Raw genomic sequence first — 19,552 nt, 5'->3', positions numbered from 1 at the left:
ACCCGGGGTCTTTGGAGCCAGGGAATACAGGCCTCCCGAGCACACCATGATGAAAAGTAGAGAGAGCATGACTTTACGCATGGAGACCTCCGTCACCCGAGTCGAAATCGAGTGCAGTGTTTTTGTTATTGGTCTCTTTAGTCTGCCTCTCTCGGATCACAAAAAGCTTAGCTTCCCATGCCATGGAATTAGCACTTCGTGCCAATCCCAAACTGTGCTGCGAGCGTAGCCGACGCGACCTGAATCAGCGCTGACCATCGCTTTGGATGGCTCTTGCTCCAAGGGTGATCCAAGGCCAGGCGCGCATGGAAAGACTGCGCTGTTGATGAACGGCGCCTCACCAGGCGGCACCTGGCTCTCGCACCAGTGCGGCTTGCCTGCCCACCATCGAAGCTATCCTCGGCCTGGAAGTCATTCATCCTGTCATCGCAGGTTTGGCAGCATCGTGCGCTACGCTTTGCCTTTGAACGTTTTCCCGGCGCCTTCATGGATACATTGAGCAAACTTGAAATCGAGACGGCCCTTGCACAACGGCTGCCCAACTGCTCAGTCAGTTGTACGATCAATCCCGACGGTCATCTGTCGGTGGATGTCCTTGCGCCGGGCACCAACCAGTTCACCATCGCCAACATCGACCGCACCCACTATCACGGTGAGTCAGGCATCAACCGGCTGGTGCGCGAGATACTCGAGGAAATGGTCGTCTCGCGACAGTCATCCCACCTTCCCTGAGCCACGTAATGAAGGGCTCGACCTATTGGATAAGCCGATTCTTCAATTGAAGGTTGGTGCAACGACCAACCGATTTTTTCGCTGATTATTTTTGCAGTCCTCCCCTGGACCTGCCGGTCAGATTATTACCAATGCACGACATCGGCCTTGCAAGCCGCGGTTCCAGCGCTGGTCGCGACCAGCAGGACCTGCCGTGTAAAGTCAAACCGCAGACAAGGGACGACATCATGTACAGCATCCACCAGCGCCTGCAGGCCCGTGCCTGCCGTAAGCTTGCCCTCGAACAGAACCAGCGCCTGCTCAAACAAGCCCATGCCCTGAACAGCCAGGCTTACGCACTCCTCGACAAGGTCCGGCCCGACCTGGATACCTTCGAGCAATACCACTTGCTGCGTAACAAGGCCGAGGAGAAATTCCAGGAAGCCAATGAGCACCTGCAACTGGTCAACCGGGAGTTCGGCGAGCCCCAGGCCTCAGGCTTTGTTCCGCTGCTGCGCACCTCCCCGCCCAAACAGGCATCCCGGAAATCGCTTCTACAGCGCACCGGGCGCTAGTTCTCGCAACGCGCCAGCAGGCCGATCCCAATACCTGCACCAGTCGACATAGAGTCACCACGACGGAGCACAGCCCTGCCAGTAATCCGTTCACCCTCGAACTGACGGGTGAACAGGCCCTGGCACTACGGCCCCAAGCCATCAGCTGCCTGCCTGAGCGATCAGACCAGCCAAATTCTCGGCTCACGAATGGGCGTCATTGGCGCCAAGCCGATCCTCTAACCGCGGTCCCTACCCCACCCGCGCCGCGGCTCTGGGCAGGCCCCGGGCATGGTGCTCTGCTCCAGAGATAGCGGTTCAATACAAATGAATGGTCGGCCTAGCCCTTGCTGTGCTCGGGAGACGACGGCCCCTTGGTCACGCCCCGCGGCCCGAGCACGCCCCACAGCACCAGCCCCAGCACGGGCAGCAGGACCACCAAGGCTGTCCACAAGGCCTTGCTGCCTGAGGAATTGTCGCTGCGCCATATGCTGTTGATGGCCCATAGATCGAGCAACAGGAGGATCGCGCAGAGGCCGATCCATAGATAACTTGCGAGCATGATGCACCTCCGGGTTGATGCTTCTTTAGGCTCGAGGCGCATGTCCAGGGTTCACTGAATCTGTCGTTCATGCACCCCGGCGGACCTGGCTGCGAAATAACGAATCTTCCGTGCCGGGCAAGGGTCGACTGCAGTACCGCGACTGCAAACCGCAACCTTTATCACCCAACCTACCGCTGCGCGGAGAGCGACGGATGGACTATCTGGATGCACTGCAATGGCCGGCCATGCTGGTGACGGTGCTCGCGGCCTGGCTGATCGGCTCGCTGCGCCCTGGACGCCGAATGACCGGTTTCATCTGCTTCATGCTCAGCAACCTGCTGTGGATCGCCTGGGGCCTGTATGCCCATGCCTACGCCCTGGTGCTCTTGCAGTGCTGCCTGGGGCTGATGAACCTGCGCGGCCTGGGCAAGAATGCCCGGCAACGCGAGACCACCAATCCGCCTGGGTAAGGCTCACCAATACCGTGATGCCAGTCAGTTAAGCGAGGTGATCCCCTGTAGGAGCAGCCGGTCGACGCTCGCTTGCTCGCGATGGTCGTTAACGGTAGCGCGTGCTTACTGGATAAACGCAGGGCCTTGAAGTCCATCGCGGGAAAGCCTCGCTCCTACCCTTTCCTTGACTAAACGGCATTACGCCAGTACCGGACCAGGCGGATCGGCAAATGGCGCGGCTAGGAAAAATGCTCCAGATACTCGGCCAGGGTGCGGGCACAGGCATCGATGGCGCCATCCAGGACCAGCTCATAACCATGGGTGTTCTCGGTGGCGATCCCCAGGCACCCTGCTCGCCCGCACAGGCCGCTGCTGAGCACCGCGCTGGCATCGCAGGCGAAGTCCACCAGCAAGGCATACTGCGGCGTCAACCCGCAACGTTGCGCGGCGCTGGCCAAGCCGGTGACCACCGAACGGCTGTAATAGCCTTTCTCGTCACCGGTATTGATGATCGGATCCAGGCTCAACCGCGTCGCATACTCTTCAAGCACCGGGCCGACCTCGACGGCGATGCTGGTATCGCAGGCCAGATGCGCAGCGGCATACATGGCCCCGGCGTTGGACTCTTCCTCGCAGGTAGTCAGCACCAAGTAGACCTCCTGTTCCAGGCGCCCGCGCCGGTCGGCGAGCAACCTCGCACATTCCAGCACTGCCGCCAGCGGCGCCCGATCGTCCATGAAATGCGCGGCGATGGCATCCCCCACGCGCCAGGGGCTGCGCCAGTGCTGGCTCAGGACCACCCGCGTGCCCGGGCGCACGCCCTGGGCGCGCAGCTGCTGCGGGCAACAGCGGGTGATGACGTGCACATCCTTCCAGTGCACGTTGCCCGAAACCACGTCGCGCCCCTGGGGCGAGCCCGGCGTGGCATGCATCGAGCCGAAGGACAATACCCCCGGCAAGATCGCCTGGTCGCCGAGGATGTCCAGCGGGCACATGCCGAAGTTCACCGGATTGGCCCCTCCCAGGGCCACCACCTGCAGGGTGCCGTCAGGCATGACCCGCTTGACCACCATGGCGATCTCGTCCATGTGCGCCATCACGCAGATTCCCGATCCGGCACGTGGCGCGCCGTGGCCGGCGAACCGGCCGATGACGTTGCCTGCGGGATCGATCCGGGTCTCGTCGCAATAGCGCCGCAGGTGCTCGACGCAGATAGCCCGGACTTCGTCTTCCTGGCCACCCGGGCCGCGAGCCAGCAGCAGGCGCTGGAGCAGTTCCGGGCAGGCTTGGGGCCCCTCGGTGGGCGATGCGGCGGGTGCGACATTCATATTGGCTTTCCTTCGTTCATGGAGGCATGGGTCGTTTCCGGTCCTGGATCGCGGCTTTCCTGCAGCAGCAGGTCGACCACCGCCCGACAGCGGGTTTCGCGGTCCGCTTCTGCGGGTTGGGCGGCATGGCAACGCAGTTGCCGCTCAGCGCTGCAACCACCCCGCAGCAGCTGGCGCGCGCGTTCGAACAGCGTCTCTTCGCCCAGGGCTTGCGCAGTGGCGCCAAATACCTGTTCAGCCAGGTCCAGCCATTGCCCCAGGTCCATCGGTGCCTGTTCCGGGCTCATCAGGTAGCGCCCCTGGGCTCCCCGGCGCCGGGCCTGGACACGGTTCTCCTTGAGCAGCCAGCGCCGGGCCTGGGTGTACTGGCTACCCGCCGCGGGCAACAGGCAGGCATGTCGAACCATCACCGCGAACAGTCCGGCGAGGGTCTGGGCATCCGCGACCCGGGGGCAGGCATCGGTCATGCGCAGTTCCAGGGTCGGGTAGCGCAACGCCGGGCGAATGCCCCACCAGGCATTGTCCTCGGCACCCAGCGCGCCAATGCCGCGCAACAACCGCAGGTAGTCGTCATAGGCCTGGTGATCGTGCAGGTACTCGGGGATGCCCATGCGCGGCCATTCATCGCAGGCGACCTGGCGGTAGCTGAGATAGCCACTGTCATGGCCTTGCCAGAATGGGGAGGACAGGCTCAACGCCAGCAACAACGGTGTCCAGGGCAAGACTTCGTTCATCACCGCGATCCGGTCCACCGCCGCCGGCACTTGGGCATGCACATGCAAGCCACTGAGCACGCTGCGCCGGGCCGCCAGGGCGAATTCGTCGAACAGCTGGCGAAAATGCGCCTGCGGCGTCGCCCGCTGCTCGTGCCAGTCAGCCAGCGGATGACTGCCGGCACAGACAAACCCCAGGCCGTGGCTGGCCAGGGCCTGGTCCAGGGCCGAGCGTACCTGGCGCAGGTAGGCGCCGGCCTGGGCGCTGTGGTCGAACACTGGCGAGGCGACCTCGATCTGCCCCTGGAACATCTCGTAGGCGAAGTTCTGGCCAAGGGCTTCGCGGCAGTCGCGCAGTACCTCGGGCGGTGGCTCGGCAACCATGCGTCGACTCCCAAGATCGGTGAGCAGGTACTCCTCCTCGATGCCCAGGCATTGCGGTTGGCCAGGGTCGAAAGCGCTCATGCCGTGCTCGCCTCAGGCCAGGCGCGTGACGGTCAGGGCCACCACGGCAATGCGCTCGACTTGTTCATAGCCTTGCTGTTCCAGCTCCTCGCCGAATACATCGGGGTCCAGTTCCTGGTAGGTCCAGCCGTAGCGCTCGCCTTGCAGCAACGCACGGGCGGCATCCAGGAACGGATCGCGACCGCGAACCATCGCCACCCCGGTGTACAGCAGCAAGGTTCCCTGTGGCTCCAGGCGCGGCAGCGCCTGGGCCAGGATGCGTAGCGACAGGTGCTCGCCCAGGGCCCCGCCGCCATGGCGATAGGCGCGCTGGCGAGGGTCCCGCATGTAGGGCGGGTTGGCCAGGATCAGGTCGAAATTCCCCTCGACACCGTCCAGCACATCGCTGTGATAGACGCCGACATTGCCGACCCCGGCCAATTCGGCATTGATTGCGCAGTAGCGCAAGGCTCGCGGATTGATATCCAGGGCCAACACCTGGGCCTCGGGCCGGGCACGCGCCACCAGCAAGGCCCCCGCTCCGGTGCCGCAGCCGATGTCGGCCACTCGCCGCACGGCGGTGAATCGCTGTTGCAGGCAGGCCTCGATCAGGCGTGCGAAACGATAGGTATCCGGGCCGAAGAACACCGCCTCGGCATCGTCGGTCGGATAGGCCGAGTGCACGAGCAGCAGCTCGTCCAGGCTCGACCAACGCACCGTGCTGTGCAGCCGCCCCGCCTCGGCCTGGATGATCCCGGCCTGGTACAAGAGATCCAGTTCCGTGGCCTCGAACAGGCTGGCGGCGAACGGCCTCGACCAGCCGAACACATCGCGCAGGTCGGCGCTGCACGCGGCGTCCGGGCGCCGGTTGACCCGCTGGTGCGTGGCCGGGGTGGGCGTGACGAAGCGATAGCCCGCCGCTTGCAGGCGTCGCCCCAGTTGCAGCAAGGCCTGGTCGGCCTGGGGCCGGCTCGCCTGGCGCGGCGGATGGAAGGATGAAGGGCGTTGGTTCATGGCAGGCTCCCGGGGTCAGCGCAGGCGATGGCGTAAATCGATGAAGGTGCGCGTGGCGAACAATCCCGCCGGCCGGCAATGCCGGGGCGCCGCCAGCCAAGGCAGCAGCAATTGCAATTGCCGCTCGGCGTCTTGCTCGTGCAGCGCCTGGCGCAATGCCAGGGTCTCCGGATCCTGATCGTTGCGCTCCGGCAGGCCGTGGGACTGGATCCGGCGCTTGGGCGAGGGGTAGCCACCGATATCCCAGTCGCCGGCGATCCAGTCATGCAGCAGCTGTTTTTCATAACCGCTGAACACACCGAACATGGCCGCGCCGTGCCCGTGGACCAACTGCCAGAAGCGGCTGTCCTGCGGATCCTGGTTGCGCTTGATCCAGCCCTTGTCCTGTAGGGCTTGCAGGAAGCCACGGATCTGCCCCGGCTGGTCCAGCCACTGGTTCACGCTCTTGCCATCGAAGCGGCAGTAATCGCCATGCATGTGCCGTCCCGCCAGGCGCTTGCGCTCGAGCATCGCCACCAGCTCGCGCTCCAGGTCGAATGCCTGGATCACCGCTGCGGATCCCAGGCCCAGGTCATTGAGCTGGTAGCCACGGGATACCCGACGCCAGAACTCCCCACCCTCCATGCCCACCGGCTGCAGGTCCCACAGCGCTTGCACGGCCTTGCGCGCGTGCCCGCTGCTGGCGTTGTCGATGGTCACGTGCAAGGTGAAGTAGTAGGGATCGATGCCCAGTTCGTTCAACTCGTAGGCGCTGATCAACAAATGCAGCGGCAGCTGTTCGTATCCCAGGTTGTAGCCCAGTACCTCCGGCATGAACGACTCGGCACAATGGCCGAGGGCCAGCTGGATCGCCCCTTGGCGATAGTGCTCGTCGCTCAGGCCCGGGTCGCTGTCGCAGCCCTGCTCGGCCAGCAGCCTACGGTACAAGGCCACATGATTCTGCGCCGCCTCGCCCTCCCCCAGTTCTTCCAGGTAGGTGCTGACCAGGCCGTCGTAGCGGTAGTCCCGCCAATGCGCCAGCACCCCGTGCAACCAGGCGCCGTCCACCAGCTTGGTAGGCGCCACGCCCTGCAGGAAGTACAAGGCATGGGCCTTGTTGCCGAAGAACCGCCGCCCGGCCCCCTGCCGGCGCTGGTCCAGGTAGTCGGCATATTGCCGGCTGACCGCCTGGCAGTTGTCCTCGACCATGGCCATCAGTTGCCCGGGATCGCCGGGCAGCACTTGGACCGCCGGGTCCAGGCTTTGCAATTGCCGCTCCAGGAACTCCTGGCCCAGGCTGTGTGCCTGGGCATCGCCAGGGCCCAGCAGCTGGTGGTACAGGCTACGCAAGGCGGCATCGTGGGGTAACACCGTCGGGCTACCGTGGAAAACTTCCAGCAGGCTCATGGCAGGCTCCTTGGATCAACGCCAGCATCGTTCGGGGGCGACAGGGTGTGCGCCTTTCAAAGGCAGAGAGGCCAGAGCGGTAAAAGATTCCATCGCGTTGCGCCAAGCATGGATGACCGGTGCCTTGAGGGATAAAACTTGAACCGCCGGATGCACGCCCGCCTCCATATGCCAAGAAGCCGTGACACGGTATTGGCCTATCGGAGGTCCCATGAAAACCCACCTCGTCAAGCTACTGACCCAGCCGGAATCGGCCTGGGTCCAGATCCGTTGCGAAGAACAACGCAAGCCGCGGCAATACCTGCCCCACCTGCTGCTCTGGGCCCTGGCTCCCGCCCTTTGCCTGTTCATTGGCGTGACCCAGGTCGGCTGGAGCCTGGTCGATGCCGAACGGGTGCGCCTGAGCCTGGCCAGTGCGATGCAGCTGGCCTTGCTGCTCTACCTGACCGCCCTGCTGGGCACCGTGCTGATGGGCGGATTCATCCGCTGGATGTCGCGCTCCTTCGAGGCCCGGCCGACACTCGACCAGTGCATCGGCTTCGCCGCCTACACCGCCACGCCCTACTTCATCGCCGGCATCACCGGCCTGTATCCCAGCCGCTGGCTGGCGGTGGCGGCCCTGCTGGCGGCCAGTGTCCATGCCAGTTACTTGCTGCTGGTGGGCCTGCCCAAGTTCATGTACCTGAACCAGGAACGCGGGCGCTTGTATGCCGCCTCGGTATGGGGTGTGGGCCTGCTGGTACTGGTGACCAGCCTGGTGAGCATGATCCTGCTCTGGTTCAACGTGCTGGCACCGCAATACCTGCGACCGGTGGCGGTACTTTGAGCATGGGCGGAAAAAACTAAACCATTGGCCCCGCCCTGTGCTCAACAGTAGGGCGATGTCTTTGTCGTGCCCCTCCTGAGGAGAACGTTATGAACCACAAACTCATGCGCCAACTGGGACTGTCGTTATTGCTGACCGCCGCAGGCTCTAGCCTGGCAGTAGCGGCCAACAGCAGCGACTTCGTCGATGAAGCGGCCCAGGGCGGTATCAACGAAGTGCAGAGCGCCAAGCTGGCGCTGGAGAAAAGCACCGCCACCGATGTGAAGGCCTTCGCCCAGCAGATGGTGGACGACCACACCAAAGTCAACCAGGAGCTGATGAATCTGGCTCACAAGCTCGATATCAAAGTGCCGGACGAGGCCTCCCTGACTGCCAGAGCGAAGAAGATGATCCTGGAAATGCGCGATGAGTCCTTCGACCAGGCCTATATCGATAACCAGGTCGAGGCCCATGAGAAAACCGTGGCGCTGTTCGAAAAAGAATCGCAATCCAAGGACGATGCCCAGCTCAAGGCATTCGCCCAGAGCACCTTGCCTCAACTGCGCATGCACCTGGACATGGCCAAGCGCCTGCAGACCCAGCACGCCAAATGACGCTGGAACTACGCTCCGGACATCACCCAGCCATGCCGTTGGGCTGCGTGATGCCCGGCTTTAACCCCCTGACCGACTGCTCAGGCAGATAAGCATGAAACAACGTGCCACCGTAATCTGCTGCCAGAACCGGCAATGGCTGTATGTACGCAAGTCCAAGGCTGACTGGACCCTGCCGGGTGGGCGTATCGAGCCCGGCGAGACGCCCGCCGAGGCCGGTTGGCGTGAACTGCAGGAGGAAACCGGGATCATTGCCCGGGATCTGCGCTACCTGATGCGCTACCACGACGGCGACTGCCTGCACCATGTGTTCCAGGCGCGCCTGAACGAACGGGAACAAGCAGTGCCTGCCCATGAAATCGCCGATTGCCGCTGGCGACGGGTCCATCGCCAACCCTCGGTCAAGCCGCGAATCCGCCGGCTGATCGCCTCGGTCACCGCCCACTACCCGGACTTGCCGGTCGACGCCTGAGTCGCGGCCATTCGTCGAGCCCTCGGGCAAGTCGTTCAAACTTTGCCCTCGAAGGTCTTCTCCCAATCGGTAAGGGGCCTCCCTGCGTTGAGGCTGCCCTGGTCCTCAGCGCGGCGATGCTCAATGGGCGAGCATATTGTGATGGATGCTGTTCATGATCCACAGCGAAAGCCCTACCAGCAGGAGGATCACCACCGCGGAAAAAATCAGCGCGGTGAGGTTCCAGCGCTGTTCGGTGGCGGTATCCAGGTGCAGGAAATAGCGTAGGTGGACCAGGATCTGGATCACCCCCAGCCCCACCACGGCCCACAGCGTGACGTTGCGCGGCAGGCTGGGGTACATCACCAGCGCGAAGGGAATCAGCGTCAACACCAGCGACAGCGCGAAACCGACCAGATAGGAACGCCGGCTGCCATGGCTGGAGCCGGCACTGCTGCGTACGGAACTCTGGGTATACATATCAGGCCACTCCAAGCAGGTAGACGACGGTGAAGACGCAGATCCAGATCACGTCCAGGAAATGCCAGAACAGGCTCAGGCAACTCAGGCGCGTGGCCTGGATGGTACCCAGGCCACGGGAATGCACTTGCCACATCAACACCGCCATCCATACCAGGCCGCAGGCCACGTGTAGGCCGTGGGTGCCCACCAGGGTGAAGAAAGCGCTGAGGAAGGCACTGCGATCCGGCCCGTGGCCTTCGCTGATCAGTTGGTGGAACTCGTTGATCTCCATGGCGACGAAACCCAGGCCCAGCAGCGCGGTCAGGCCCAGCCAGCGCAACACCTGGGTCCGTTGGTCCTGATTCATGGCCAGCATGGCGAAGCCGTAGGTGATGCTGCTCAGGAGCAGCAACAAGGTCTCGGCCAGCACATAGGGCAGCTCGAAGATGTCCAGGGTCGACGGGCCGCCAGCTACGCTGTCACGCAGCACCGCGTAGCTGGCGAACAGCGTGGCGAACAGGATGCAGTCGGTCATCAGGTAGACCCAGAAGCCGAAGAGGCGCAGGGAACCTGCGTCTTCATGCCCCTGTTCATGGGAATGGGCGATGTCTTGGTCCAGCACGATATTGACCATGTTCAAGTCTCCGCCAGGTCTGCGAGCCGGGCCTTCTCGATCCGCGCCACTTCGTCGGCGGGAATGAAGTAGTCGGTATCCTCATCGTTGCTGCGCACCACCAGGGCAGCCACCGTGGCCACCAGGCTGGCCAGCGCCAGCCACCAGATGTGCCAGACCAGGGCGAAACTGCAGACCAGGGCGAAGACACTCATGACCAGCCCGGCCGAGGTGTTGCGCGGCATGTGGATGGCCCGGTAGTCGGTACGGTTGAGGGTGCTGGTGCCGCGCTCCTTCATGCCCCAGTAGGCATCGAGGTCGTCGACCACCGGTTGCTCGGCGAAGTTGTACAGTGGCGGTGGCGAGGTGGTGGCCCATTCCAGGGTCCGGCCATCCCAGGGGTCGCCGCTGCGGTCGCGGTTGGCCCGACGGTCGCGCACGCTGACCCACAGTTGCAGGAGCTGGCAGGTGACGCCACAGAGGATGATGCCCACACCGATCAGCTCGAGCATCAGCCAGGGACGCCACTCTGGGTTGTCGAAGTGGTTGAGGCGCCGGGTCATGCCCATGAACCCCAGCACATAGGACGGCATGAAGGCGAAGTAGAAGCCCACCAGCCAGCACCAGAACGACAGGCGTCCCAGGCGGTCATGGAGGGTGAAGCCGAAGGCCTTGGGAAACCAGTAGGTCAGCCCCGCCATGTAGCCGAACACTGCACCGCCAATGATCACGTTATGGAAGTGGGCGATCAGGAACAGGCTGTTGTGCAGCATGAAGTCGGCCCCCGGCACCGCCAGCAAGACCCCGGTCATGCCGCCGATGCTGAAGGTGACGATGAAGCCCATGGTCCACAGCATCGGCGTGGCGAAACGCACGCGGCCGCGGTACAGGGTGAACAGCCAGGTGAAGATCTTCACCCCGGTGGGTACGGCGATGATCATCGTCATGATGCCGAAGAAGGCGTTGACGTTGCCGCCGGCGCCCATGGTGAAGAAATGATGCAGCCAGACGATGAACGACAAGATGGTGATGGCGATGGTGGCCCAGACCAGCGACACGTAGCCGAACAGGCGCTTGCTGCTGAAGGTCGCGGCGATCTCCGAGAAGACGCCGAACGCCGGCAGGATCAGGATGTACACCTCCGGGTGGCCCCAGGCCCAGATCAGGTTGACGTACATCATCGGGTTGCCGCCGGCCTCGTTGGTGAAGAAGTGCATGCCCAGGTAGCGGTCCAGGGACAGCATCAGCAAGGTCGCGGTGAGGATCGGGAACGCCGCCAGGATCAGCACCGCGGTACACAGCGAGTTCCAGGTGAACACCGGCATCTTGAACAGGGTCATGCCGGTGGTGCGCATCTTCAGGATGGTGACGAAGAAATTCACCCCGGTGAGCAAGGTGCCGATCCCGGAGATCTGCAAGGCCCATATGTAGTAGTCCACCCCGACCCCGGGGCTGTAGCCCAGCTCCGACAACGGCGGATAGGCCACCCACCCGGTCCGGGCGAACTCCCCCACGCCCAGGGAAATATTGACCAGTGCCGCGCCGGCGACGAACAGCCAGAAGCTCAGGGCATTGAGAAAGGGATAGGCCACATCGCGAGCGCCGATCTGCAGCGGCACCACGAGGTTCATCAGACCGGCCACGAACGGCATGGCCATGAAGAAGATCATGATCACGCCATGGGCGGTGAAGATCTGGTCATAGTGTTCCGGCGGCAAGTAGCCCGGCCCGCCCGAGGCCGCCATCGCCTGCTGGGTGCGCATCATGATGGCGTCGGAAAAACCCCGCAGCAGCATCACCAGCGCCACCAGGATATACATGACGCCGATCTTCTTGTGGTCCACCGTGGTCAGCCATTCGCGCCACAGGTAGCCCCACTTGCGCTGGTAGGTGACGGCGCCAAGCACCCCGAGGCCGATGAGGCCGACCACCAGCAGGGTGTACATGATGATGGGTTCGCCGGTGGGCACCGCATCCCAGGTCAATTTACCGAACATCGTCCGAACTCCTTGCTTCGCCCAGGGGGTTGTCGGCGGGGGCCGCCTGGCGGGCGCTGCCACGGGCCTTGTTCATGCCTTCGTACTGGTCGACGATGACCTGAAACAGGCCCGGCTCGACGCTGGCGTAGTGCTGGATGGGGTGGCCGAGGGTGGGTCGGGCCAGCACGGCGTAGCTTTGCTGATCGAGGCGCAGCGGCCCCTGGCGCACCCTCTGGACCCAGGCCTCGAATTGCGCCGGCGTCTGGGACTGGGTGGTGAAATGCATGTCGGAGAACCCCGGGCCGTTGTAGTTGGCGGCGATCCCGCGGAATTGCCCGGTTTCATTGGCGATCAGGTGCAAGCGGGTCTGCATGCCGGCCATGGCGTAGATCTGTCCACCCAGCGCCGGGATGAAGAACGAGGTCATCGCGGCGTCCGAGGTGATGGTAAAACTCACCGGGGTATGCACCGGCAGCGCCAGTTCATTGACCGAGGCGATGCCCAGGTCCGGATAGATGAACAGCCATTTCCAGTCGGTGGCCACCACCTGCACGTTCAGCGGCGAATTGTCGGAAGCGATGGGTTCGTACGGATCCAGGGAGTGGGTGGTGCGCCAGGTGACGATGCCCAGTATCACGATGATCAGCAGCGGCACGCCCCAGACCACCGCCTCGATCCGATGGGAACTGGCCCAGCCCGGCGAATAGCGCGCCTGCTTGTTGGTCGAGCGATAACGCCAGGCGAACACGAACATCAGCACGATGACCGGGATCACCACCAACAACATCAGCGCTGTGGCCAGGATGATCAGGTTGCGCTCGTCGGTGGCGACCTGACCCTTGGGATTGAACACGATCAAGTTGCAAGCGGATAAGAGAGCGCATGCGGCCACCAGCAGGATCTTATTGATAGTTTGCACTGTGAAGTTCCCCCACAGTCGATAGCCTCAAGCGGCGCCATATATAAAAAAGACACTCCAGCGAACTATTTAGCCATTCCATAAAGCGCACTGTATTCAATTGGCTGAATGCTTTTTCCGCTTCGCTAGTTACGTTGACCATTACCACTCAACACCGAACTTAATTCCCCCAGTGTCGAGGCACCTGACGTACGAGATGATCAACCACTGGAGGGCTCGCCGATTACAGCATTCTCCTCAACAGCCCCGTCTTCGCAATGACAGTCGAGATGGGTGCAGGGCTCGCCGTGGGGGTGATGGTCGGCGCAAGCCGCGCAGCAATAAGCCTTTGCGTCACGTTCGAAAGGCTGTTGGGGATCGATCGGGATGTTGCATCCAGGGCAGGCACAGCGCTTGGTTTGATCATTCATGAGAACCGTCCTCTTGATTTAATTAAAGTTATTCCAACTCTCCCGGGAGGTTTGGTTAATGGTTTGAATATGTCCCATGGTGATGGTTTGAATATTTGACTGCGACTCTGACGAGCGGTATCGATGGCCCAATGACAGCAAGTTACACGAACCTTCCGTCGGTACTTTCCCAACTCACACAAACCACTCACAAAGACGATCCTATACTGGCCAGCCTAATTGCCCAGAGCCAGGAGAAGTAAACATGAAGAGGGGCAACGTCTATACGGCGTGGAAAGCGCAAGTTCTGCCAGAGGTCAGCCACGAACGAATACTGGACAACGGTTGCCGAGTGGATGTGCGGGCACGCGAGACGCCTGCTGGCGATGTCGACTTGCTGATCGGCGTGTACACCGCCCAGGGACAATGCGTAACCGAACGCTTGACCCATCTGCCAGGTGCCGAATGGTGCCTGGAACATGCCTTGAGACGTGGGGTCGACCAGGCCCTGCGTATCGCGGGCGGAGAATCGGGACGTCTACGTAACCTCGATCCGACTCGTGACGAGGAGCTCTGAATAGATGGCGGGACCTGGTAATCCCTCTTGCCCAACCCATGACTTTTGTTCGGATATCCCATGGATACTTTAAGCAAACTAGAAATCGAGACCGCAATTGCACAGAGACTACCCAACTGCCGAGTGGCTTGCGTGATCAATGCCGACAGTAGCGCATCGCTGGATATCCTGGCGCCAGGCACAAACCAGTTCACCATCGCCAATATTGACCGCTCCCGTTATCACGGAGCGTCCGGTATCAACCGCTTAGTTCGAGAGATCCTCGAAGAAATGGTCGTCACACGCCAGCTCTCGCGCTTTTCCAGCTCAGGCCGCAATGATGTCACTGCACCTGTAAACACTGCCCTGACGAAACTGCACTACCTGCAAGACACCCTGTTTGGCGTCAACGTCCTGAGTTGTGAATGTCCGCTGGAAATCATCGACACCAACGCATACGAACCTGGTTTGCAAATACTCATTACCCAGCCCTGGCCCGAACAACTGCTGCATGCCCAGAGCTTGAGCTTCGAACAGGCAGGAAACACATGCCGGGGCCGGGTGTGCCATGGTCGGCGACTCGCCAACGGTGGACTGCTGCTGGAGCTTGAGCCCCAGCCTTGACCTATGAAGACTTGAGGCGCTCGTAGTCGGCAGGCCCCAGATCGACTCGCGGCCCCCGTTTCGCCTGGGGTTGGTCCTCGCGGCAGACCCGCTGGTCATCGGTCAAGCCCGGCCCCGGATCTTGTTCCGCCAGGCCCTGGGTCGTCGGGCTCATTGCCCAGGAACGAGATACTGCAGCTCGAACTTTCATGCCAAACCTCCTCTGAGTACAGGTTACTCATTGGGTTTGAGGCGCCCCGGTCCATGTCGTTTCAACTCATAGCGGCGCTGGCAGGAAATTTTCTCTATTCACGAGTAACCACTCGTCGCTGCTCACCCAATCATTTCGATTTTTTACAACTCACCGGCCTCCCAATAAGTGTGCTGTTGCGGGCATGGCCTGCATCCGCGAACGCCCAATCACCCGCTGAGTCTTTCCCTCGGCGCCCCAAGGTCCAGGCATGCCCAGGGGCAGCCGGAACCTTGTCAGCCACCCCGGAGGTGCCCATGAAATCCTATCCACGACCACCCTTTCCCGCACAGCAGCAAGCGGTTCCCGGAGCCCAAGCTGCCATGGCGCCCTACCCCGACTGCGGCGAACAGAGCTACCAGGGCTCGGGCCGCCTGGCCGGCAAGATCGCCCTGGTGACAGGGGCCGACAGCGGCATCGGCCGGGCAGTGGCCATTGCCTTCGCCCGGGAAGGCGCCGATGTGGCGCTGGCCTACCTGGACGAACACGACGACGCCCACGAGACCGCCCGCTGGGTGGAACAGGCCGGACGCCAATACCTGTTGCTACCGGGCGACCTGGCGGGCAGACAGCAATGCCACGACATCGTCGCCAAGACCGTGGAGCAGTTCGGGCGCATCGATATCCTGGTGAACAATGCCGCCTACCAGATGACCCACCATGAACTGGCGGACATCAGCGATGAAGAATGGGTGCGGACCTTCGATATCAACATCACCGCGATGTTTCGCATCTGCCAGGCCTCGGTACCACACATGGCGCCCGGCAGTTCGATCATCAACACCAGCTCGATCAATTCCGACGCCCCTAAACCGACGCTGCTGCCCTATGCCACCACCAAGGGCGCCATCGCCAATTTCAGCGCCGGGCTGGCGCAACTGCTGGGCCCCGTCGGCATCCGGGTCAACAGCGTCGCCCCCGGTCCCATCTGGACGCCGCTGATCGTCTCCACCATGCCGCCAGAGGCTGTCACCCACTTCGGCGAGCAGACGCCCCTGGGCCGTCCGGGCCAGCCGGTGGAAGTGGCGCCCATCTATGTCCTGCTGGCGAGCGACGAGGCCAGCTACCTTTCCGGCTCGCGCATAGGTGTCACCGGCGGTAAGCCAATTCTCTGAAGCCTGGGTCTTGATTGCACGACGGCTATTTCCAGCGGCCAGCTGGAGCGACCGCAATCCAGGTAAATTTTCAGCGCACTGGCCGTCATCAACGGGGCCATGATCGGGGGGTGCATATGATTGCTCAGCCCCCTGGGTTGCTGAGCTGGATGTAGATCGCCCAACCTCCCAGCAGCAGCCAGAAGATCGCGAAGATCCAGGGCGTACGCAGGGAAAACAGCAGGGATTTGCGATAGCCCTTGTGGGTCGACTCGCTTTCACAGAACAACGGCGACTCGTCGTAGGCCAGTCCCATCAGCGGCTCGCTGCGCAGCAACTGGGCTTGCTTGAAATACCAGTGGTCGATGATGTCGTAGGCGGCACGGATGCCCGGCCAGGCATTAAGCGTCGTGAGGATACCCAGCAGGGCCAGGAACGGTGGTACCAGCAGGGTGAACAACTTGCCCCACTCGGGGTTGAGATTGGACATCGACGAGGCGAAAGCGATAACAAGGAACGATTGCGCCGCCAGGTAGGCGTCGGTGCGATTGGCCAGGATGCTGGTCTCGTACTGGATTTCCCGCCGATAAAAGTCCAGGCGTTCCTTGGGCGAACCGAACATCAAGGCATTGTGTTCGCTCAGATCGGTGGCGTCCGTACGGGAGGTCAGGATACGAGGCACGGCAGTCTCCGGGGTTCGGGTCGATGATGGCAGCCCCAAAACCAGAGTCCGGATGCCTGGCAGGGCGTACATGGTTTAGGTCTGCCTGCCTGGATGACGTTCAATCGGGTTTGCCGCACATCTTCATCCGCGAACCGCTGTTGGCCTCGCAGACTCGGAGCAGAACGGTGGAACCTTCGCTGGCACGCCAAGCTCAACCGACGGGTAGACGTTTACCTCAACGCCATGGGGAGTGGTCCTATGACCGAACACATCGTTCACTTCCATTGCCAGATCGACCAGAGCACCAGCGAACGTTTTCGCGACTCGTGCCTGCAAGCCATCGAAGAAGGCGCCAGCTCGTTGCTCCTGAACCTGTCGACCACCGGTGGCAGCACCAACTTCGGCTTCACCCTCTATACCTTCCTCAAGTCCTTGCCGGTGCCCTTGTGCGCGATCAATGCGGGCAACATCGAATCCATGGGAATCATCCTGTTCCTGGCGGCCAACCGGCGCATCACTACGCCTCATTCACGCTTCCTGATCCATCCGATGAACTGGTACTTCAGCCAGAGCTCGGTGGATCACCAGCGCCTGCGCGAGTACCTGTCGAGCCTGGACAACGATCTGGCGCGCTACGTGAAGATCTACGAGATCGAGACCGCGGCCGCCGAGACCCAGCTGGACATCTTCAAATGCCTGTCGGCCGAGGAAAAGGTCATCGCCGCCCATGAGTCGCTGGCCTACGGTATCGCCCACGAGGTGCGCCAGCCCGTGTTCGCCGACGACCTCAAGCACTGGAAAGTCAGCGGTGCCTAGGCGTCACCACCCGGCAGGCTGCGGGAACGTCCGCCGGCCTCTGGCGTCATCCCCTCGAGTGGCCCTGATCCACAGGCCGCTTGCAGCGACGAGGAACTCCCCATGGCAGTCGACATCCTTCCCTTCATGATCACCACCCCGGTTGCCAGTTCCCCAAGCAACCCGGTGGCCCTGGAACTGATGGGCGCCCAGGCCCTGGCCCAGGTGCCCCAAGTCATCAGCCAATTGCCCGACGGCTCGATCCGCATGAGCGCGCCGACCCGTGGCGCCTCCAGCAAGAGCACCCACCGCACCCGCTGCGAGTGGAAGGAGCCGCTGTACTGGTCCCTGGCCAGCGCCAACCTGCATGGCAACCGCCAGGTCATGCGCCTGGAGCAGGTCAATTCGGCGCAAAAGGTGGTGATCTCGCAGATGCACGTCAAGGACGACGACAGTCCGGCGGTCAAGGTGTTCTGGAACAAGGGCAGGATCACCTGGGGCTTTCGCGCCAGTTTCAACCAGGGCGAACCGGCCACCAGCATCATCGCCACCAACGTGCCGTTGCAGGCTCCCTTCGAAATCACCCTGAGCGCCACTGCCGCTGGCCTGGTCCTGGTGGTGGTGACCTGCAACGGCGTCACCAGCGCCAGTACTCCAGGGCAATTGGACAGTAGTTGGAACGACCACCGTTTCGACTTCCACGGCGGGGTCTACAACCAGGTCGACTACAGCGACAGCACCCCCGCCAGCGACGGTTCGGTGTGCATCATCAGTGAGCTGCAAGTCAGCCATACGCTGGCTTGAAGCGAACCCCATGAGTTTCACGATCTGGGTCGCGGTGCTCGGTACGGTGCTGCTGATCCTCGCGCTCACCTCCTCGTACCTGCGCTGGCTGCCGATCACCACCTCGGTGGTGTGCCTGGCCCTGGGCGTGCTCATCGGCCCGGGTGGGGTCGGCTTGCTGCAACTGGATATCCGCCAGGCGGCGGACTGGATGGAGAACCTGACCGAGGTGGCGCTGCTGTTCTCGCTGTTCGTCAGTGGCCTCAAGCTGCGGCTGCCGCTGGCCGACCGCAGCTGGTGGGTGGCCTTCGGCCTGGCTGGACCGGTACTGGGCCTGGGCATCCTCGGTGTCGCGCTGGTGCTGCACGTCTTGCTGGATCTGGACTGGAGCTTCGCCCTGCTGCTCGGGGCGATCCTGGCGCCCACCGACCCGGTGCTGGCCTCCATGGTCCAGGTCAACGATGCCCAGGATCACGACCGGGTGCGCTTCGGCTTGTCCGGGGAGGCCGGGCTCAACGATGGCGTGGCCTTCGCCTTCGTGATCCTCGGGGTCCTGCTGCTCAAGCAGGACAGCGCCCCGCAGCGCTGGATGGCGGACTGGCTGCTGTACAGCCTGCTCTGGGCGATACCGGCCGGCCTGCTCTGTGGCTATGGCCTGGGCCATGGCCTGGGGCGCCTGACCTTGCGCCTGCGTACCCGCCACGCCGACAGCAGCGTCTCGCCCAACGACTACCTGAGCTTCGCCCTGATCGCCCTGGCCTATGTCGCGGCGGAACTGGTGCACGGCTACGGCTTCCTCTCGGTATTCGCCGCCGGCCTGGGGTTGCGCCAGGCCGAAGTCCATGCCAGCAGCGCCGGCCACCCACCGGCGGAGCACCTGGTGCAGCCGGTGGTCGGCCACCTGCACGGCGACCCACGCCAATCCGTGCACGGCGATGTCCAGGCCCTGGAAGAACGCCAAGTGGCGGCCGGCATCATGCTCGGTGACATGCTGTCGTTCGGCAGCCTGGTGGAGCGGGCCATGGAAGTGTTCATCGTCACCTTGCTGGGGGTGGTACTGCCGGCCCATTGGGATGGGCGGGCGTTGCTACTAGGGGCACTGCTGTTCCTGGTGGTGCGCCCCTTAAGCGTGCTGGCGATGCCCTGGGGCGCCCTGCTCGACCGCCACCAGCGCCTGCTGCTGGGCTGGTTCGGGATTCGCGGCATCGGCAGTCTGTACTACTTGTTCTATGCCCTGAACCACCAACTCGAACCGGCGCAGGCGACACTCAGCATCCAGCTCACTCTGTCGGTGGTGGCGTTGAGCATCCTGGTCCATGGCCTCAGCACCCAGCCATTGCTGCTGCACTACCAACGCTGTCGCCAGCAGGCCGAACGACGATAAAAACTGAACCGCGCCATCCCCGCTCTCCTCAATATGCTGACGACG

The 19,552-nt window shown here is 62.7% G+C and carries 24 protein-coding genes; 12 read left to right on the top strand and 12 right to left on the bottom strand.

The annotated features are described in order from the left end of the window. Positions 1-486: 486 nt before the first annotated feature. Entirely contained in the window at positions 487-732 is a 246-nt protein-coding gene (locus tag I9018_RS15260) for a hypothetical protein (RefSeq protein WP_124346827.1), read from the top strand. Positions 733-959: 227 nt separating this feature from the next. Then, entirely contained in the window at positions 960-1,286 is a 327-nt protein-coding gene (locus I9018_RS15255; protein ID WP_241109991.1) for a hypothetical protein, read from the top strand. A gap of 319 nt (positions 1,287-1,605) precedes the next feature. Here the strand turns inward: I9018_RS15255 and I9018_RS15250 are convergent, their stop codons facing one another. Beyond that, a complete protein-coding gene (locus I9018_RS15250) occupies positions 1,606-1,827 on the bottom strand; it encodes a PLDc N-terminal domain-containing protein (protein WP_241109990.1) in 222 nt (73 codons plus the stop codon). Between the two features lie 194 nt (positions 1,828-2,021). Here I9018_RS15250 and I9018_RS15245 point away from each other — a divergent pair, with 194 nt between their 5' ends. After that, the gene (locus tag I9018_RS15245; RefSeq protein WP_241109989.1) at positions 2,022-2,279 is read left to right on the top strand and encodes a hypothetical protein; all 258 of its coding nucleotides are present in this window, start codon (positions 2,022-2,024) and stop codon (positions 2,277-2,279) included. A 221-nt stretch (positions 2,280-2,500) separates the two neighbouring features. On the opposite strand, the gene I9018_RS15240 is transcribed toward I9018_RS15245, so the two are convergent. The 4 genes from I9018_RS15240 to I9018_RS15225 are packed head-to-tail and all read right to left on the bottom strand — an operon-like array spanning position 2,501 to position 7,146. Beyond that, positions 2,501-3,589: a M28 family peptidase gene (locus I9018_RS15240; protein WP_241109988.1), complete on the bottom strand. Its 1,089-nt coding sequence runs from the start codon at positions 3,587-3,589 to the stop codon at positions 2,501-2,503. Then, the gene (locus I9018_RS15235; RefSeq protein ID WP_241109987.1) at positions 3,586-4,767 is read right to left on the bottom strand and encodes a carboxylate-amine ligase; all 1,182 of its coding nucleotides are present in this window, start codon (positions 4,765-4,767) and stop codon (positions 3,586-3,588) included. The genes I9018_RS15240 and I9018_RS15235 overlap by 4 nt, the downstream gene beginning before the upstream one ends. Positions 4,768-4,779: 12 nt before the next feature. Further along, positions 4,780-5,760 carry a class I SAM-dependent methyltransferase gene (locus tag I9018_RS15230; protein WP_241109986.1) on the bottom strand — a complete coding sequence of 327 codons (981 nt, stop codon included), beginning with the start codon at positions 5,758-5,760 and terminating at the stop codon, positions 4,780-4,782. A 15-nt stretch (positions 5,761-5,775) separates the two neighbouring features. After that, complete coding sequence (locus tag I9018_RS15225; protein WP_241109985.1) at positions 5,776-7,146, bottom strand: iron-containing redox enzyme family protein; 1,371 nt, start codon at positions 7,144-7,146, stop codon at positions 5,776-5,778. Between the two features lie 211 nt (positions 7,147-7,357). On the opposite strand from I9018_RS15225, the gene I9018_RS15220 reads away from it, so the two are divergent. From I9018_RS15220 to I9018_RS15210, 3 genes are all read left to right on the top strand, one after another. Further along, positions 7,358-7,972, top strand: coding sequence for a Yip1 family protein (locus I9018_RS15220; protein ID WP_241109984.1), 615 nt, complete (start codon positions 7,358-7,360; stop codon positions 7,970-7,972). 89 nt (positions 7,973-8,061) lie between these two features. Next, positions 8,062-8,565 carry a DUF4142 domain-containing protein gene (locus I9018_RS15215; RefSeq protein ID WP_241109983.1) on the top strand — a complete coding sequence of 168 codons (504 nt, stop codon included), beginning with the start codon at positions 8,062-8,064 and terminating at the stop codon, positions 8,563-8,565. A 94-nt stretch (positions 8,566-8,659) separates the two neighbouring features. After that, a complete protein-coding gene (locus I9018_RS15210) occupies positions 8,660-9,037 on the top strand; it encodes an NUDIX hydrolase (RefSeq protein WP_241109982.1) in 378 nt (125 codons plus the stop codon). 120 nt (positions 9,038-9,157) lie between these two features. Here I9018_RS15210 and cyoD read toward each other — a convergent pair whose 3' ends face one another. The 5 genes from cyoD to I9018_RS15185 all read right to left on the bottom strand — a co-directional run bounded on the left by cyoD (position 9,158) and on the right by I9018_RS15185 (position 13,399). After that, the gene (gene cyoD / locus I9018_RS15205) at positions 9,158-9,496 is read right to left on the bottom strand and encodes a cytochrome o ubiquinol oxidase subunit IV (RefSeq protein ID WP_185701400.1); all 339 of its coding nucleotides are present in this window, start codon (positions 9,494-9,496) and stop codon (positions 9,158-9,160) included. 1 nt (position 9,497) lies between these two features. Next, a complete protein-coding gene (gene cyoC, locus I9018_RS15200; protein WP_241109981.1) occupies positions 9,498-10,112 on the bottom strand; it encodes a cytochrome o ubiquinol oxidase subunit III in 615 nt (204 codons plus the stop codon). 2 nt (positions 10,113-10,114) lie between these two features. Then, complete coding sequence (gene cyoB / locus I9018_RS15195; RefSeq protein ID WP_241109980.1) at positions 10,115-12,088, bottom strand: cytochrome o ubiquinol oxidase subunit I; 1,974 nt, start codon at positions 12,086-12,088, stop codon at positions 10,115-10,117. Then, a complete protein-coding gene (gene cyoA / locus I9018_RS15190) occupies positions 12,078-12,980 on the bottom strand; it encodes a ubiquinol oxidase subunit II (RefSeq protein WP_241110149.1) in 903 nt (300 codons plus the stop codon). Before cyoA ends, cyoB begins: the two co-directional genes overlap by 11 nt. 209 nt (positions 12,981-13,189) lie before the next feature. Next, entirely contained in the window at positions 13,190-13,399 is a 210-nt protein-coding gene (locus I9018_RS15185) for a metallothionein (protein ID WP_241109979.1), read from the bottom strand. A 244-nt stretch (positions 13,400-13,643) separates the two neighbouring features. Here I9018_RS15185 and I9018_RS15180 point away from each other — a divergent pair, with 244 nt between their 5' ends. Next, the gene (locus I9018_RS15180) at positions 13,644-13,955 is read left to right on the top strand and encodes a hypothetical protein (RefSeq protein WP_241109978.1); all 312 of its coding nucleotides are present in this window, start codon (positions 13,644-13,646) and stop codon (positions 13,953-13,955) included. A gap of 60 nt (positions 13,956-14,015) precedes the next feature. After that, positions 14,016-14,558, top strand: coding sequence for a hypothetical protein (locus I9018_RS15175; RefSeq protein WP_241109977.1), 543 nt, complete (start codon positions 14,016-14,018; stop codon positions 14,556-14,558). A 1-nt stretch (position 14,559) separates the two neighbouring features. Here I9018_RS15175 and I9018_RS15170 read toward each other — a convergent pair whose 3' ends face one another. Next, the gene (locus I9018_RS15170; protein WP_241109976.1) at positions 14,560-14,748 is read right to left on the bottom strand and encodes a hypothetical protein; all 189 of its coding nucleotides are present in this window, start codon (positions 14,746-14,748) and stop codon (positions 14,560-14,562) included. 296 nt (positions 14,749-15,044) lie between these two features. Between I9018_RS15170 and I9018_RS15165 the strand changes: the two genes are divergently transcribed. Beyond that, the gene (locus tag I9018_RS15165; RefSeq protein ID WP_241109975.1) at positions 15,045-15,902 is read left to right on the top strand and encodes an SDR family oxidoreductase; all 858 of its coding nucleotides are present in this window, start codon (positions 15,045-15,047) and stop codon (positions 15,900-15,902) included. 124 nt (positions 15,903-16,026) lie between these two features. Here I9018_RS15165 and I9018_RS15160 read toward each other — a convergent pair whose 3' ends face one another. Next, positions 16,027-16,503, bottom strand: coding sequence for a hypothetical protein (locus I9018_RS15160; protein WP_241110148.1), 477 nt, complete (start codon positions 16,501-16,503; stop codon positions 16,027-16,029). A 300-nt stretch (positions 16,504-16,803) separates the two neighbouring features. Here I9018_RS15160 and I9018_RS15155 point away from each other — a divergent pair, with 300 nt between their 5' ends. The 3 genes from I9018_RS15155 (at position 16,804) to I9018_RS15145 (ending at position 19,507) form a co-directional block, all read left to right on the top strand. Continuing rightward, a complete protein-coding gene (locus tag I9018_RS15155; protein ID WP_053129701.1) occupies positions 16,804-17,361 on the top strand; it encodes an ATP-dependent Clp protease proteolytic subunit in 558 nt (185 codons plus the stop codon). Between the two features lie 102 nt (positions 17,362-17,463). Then, positions 17,464-18,144 carry a polysaccharide lyase family 7 protein gene (locus I9018_RS15150; RefSeq protein WP_241109974.1) on the top strand — a complete coding sequence of 227 codons (681 nt, stop codon included), beginning with the start codon at positions 17,464-17,466 and terminating at the stop codon, positions 18,142-18,144. Positions 18,145-18,154: 10 nt separating this feature from the next. After that, positions 18,155-19,507: a cation:proton antiporter gene (locus I9018_RS15145; RefSeq protein WP_241109973.1), complete on the top strand. Its 1,353-nt coding sequence runs from the start codon at positions 18,155-18,157 to the stop codon at positions 19,505-19,507. Positions 19,508-19,552: the final 45 nt, after the last annotated feature.

This window comes from Pseudomonas sp. MPFS (assembly GCF_022537035.1).
GTDB lineage: Bacteria > Pseudomonadota > Gammaproteobacteria > Pseudomonadales > Pseudomonadaceae > Aquipseudomonas > Aquipseudomonas sessilinigenes.
The sequence above is the reverse complement of the archived record's forward strand: the minus strand, read 5'-3'. Positions and strand labels throughout refer to the sequence as shown.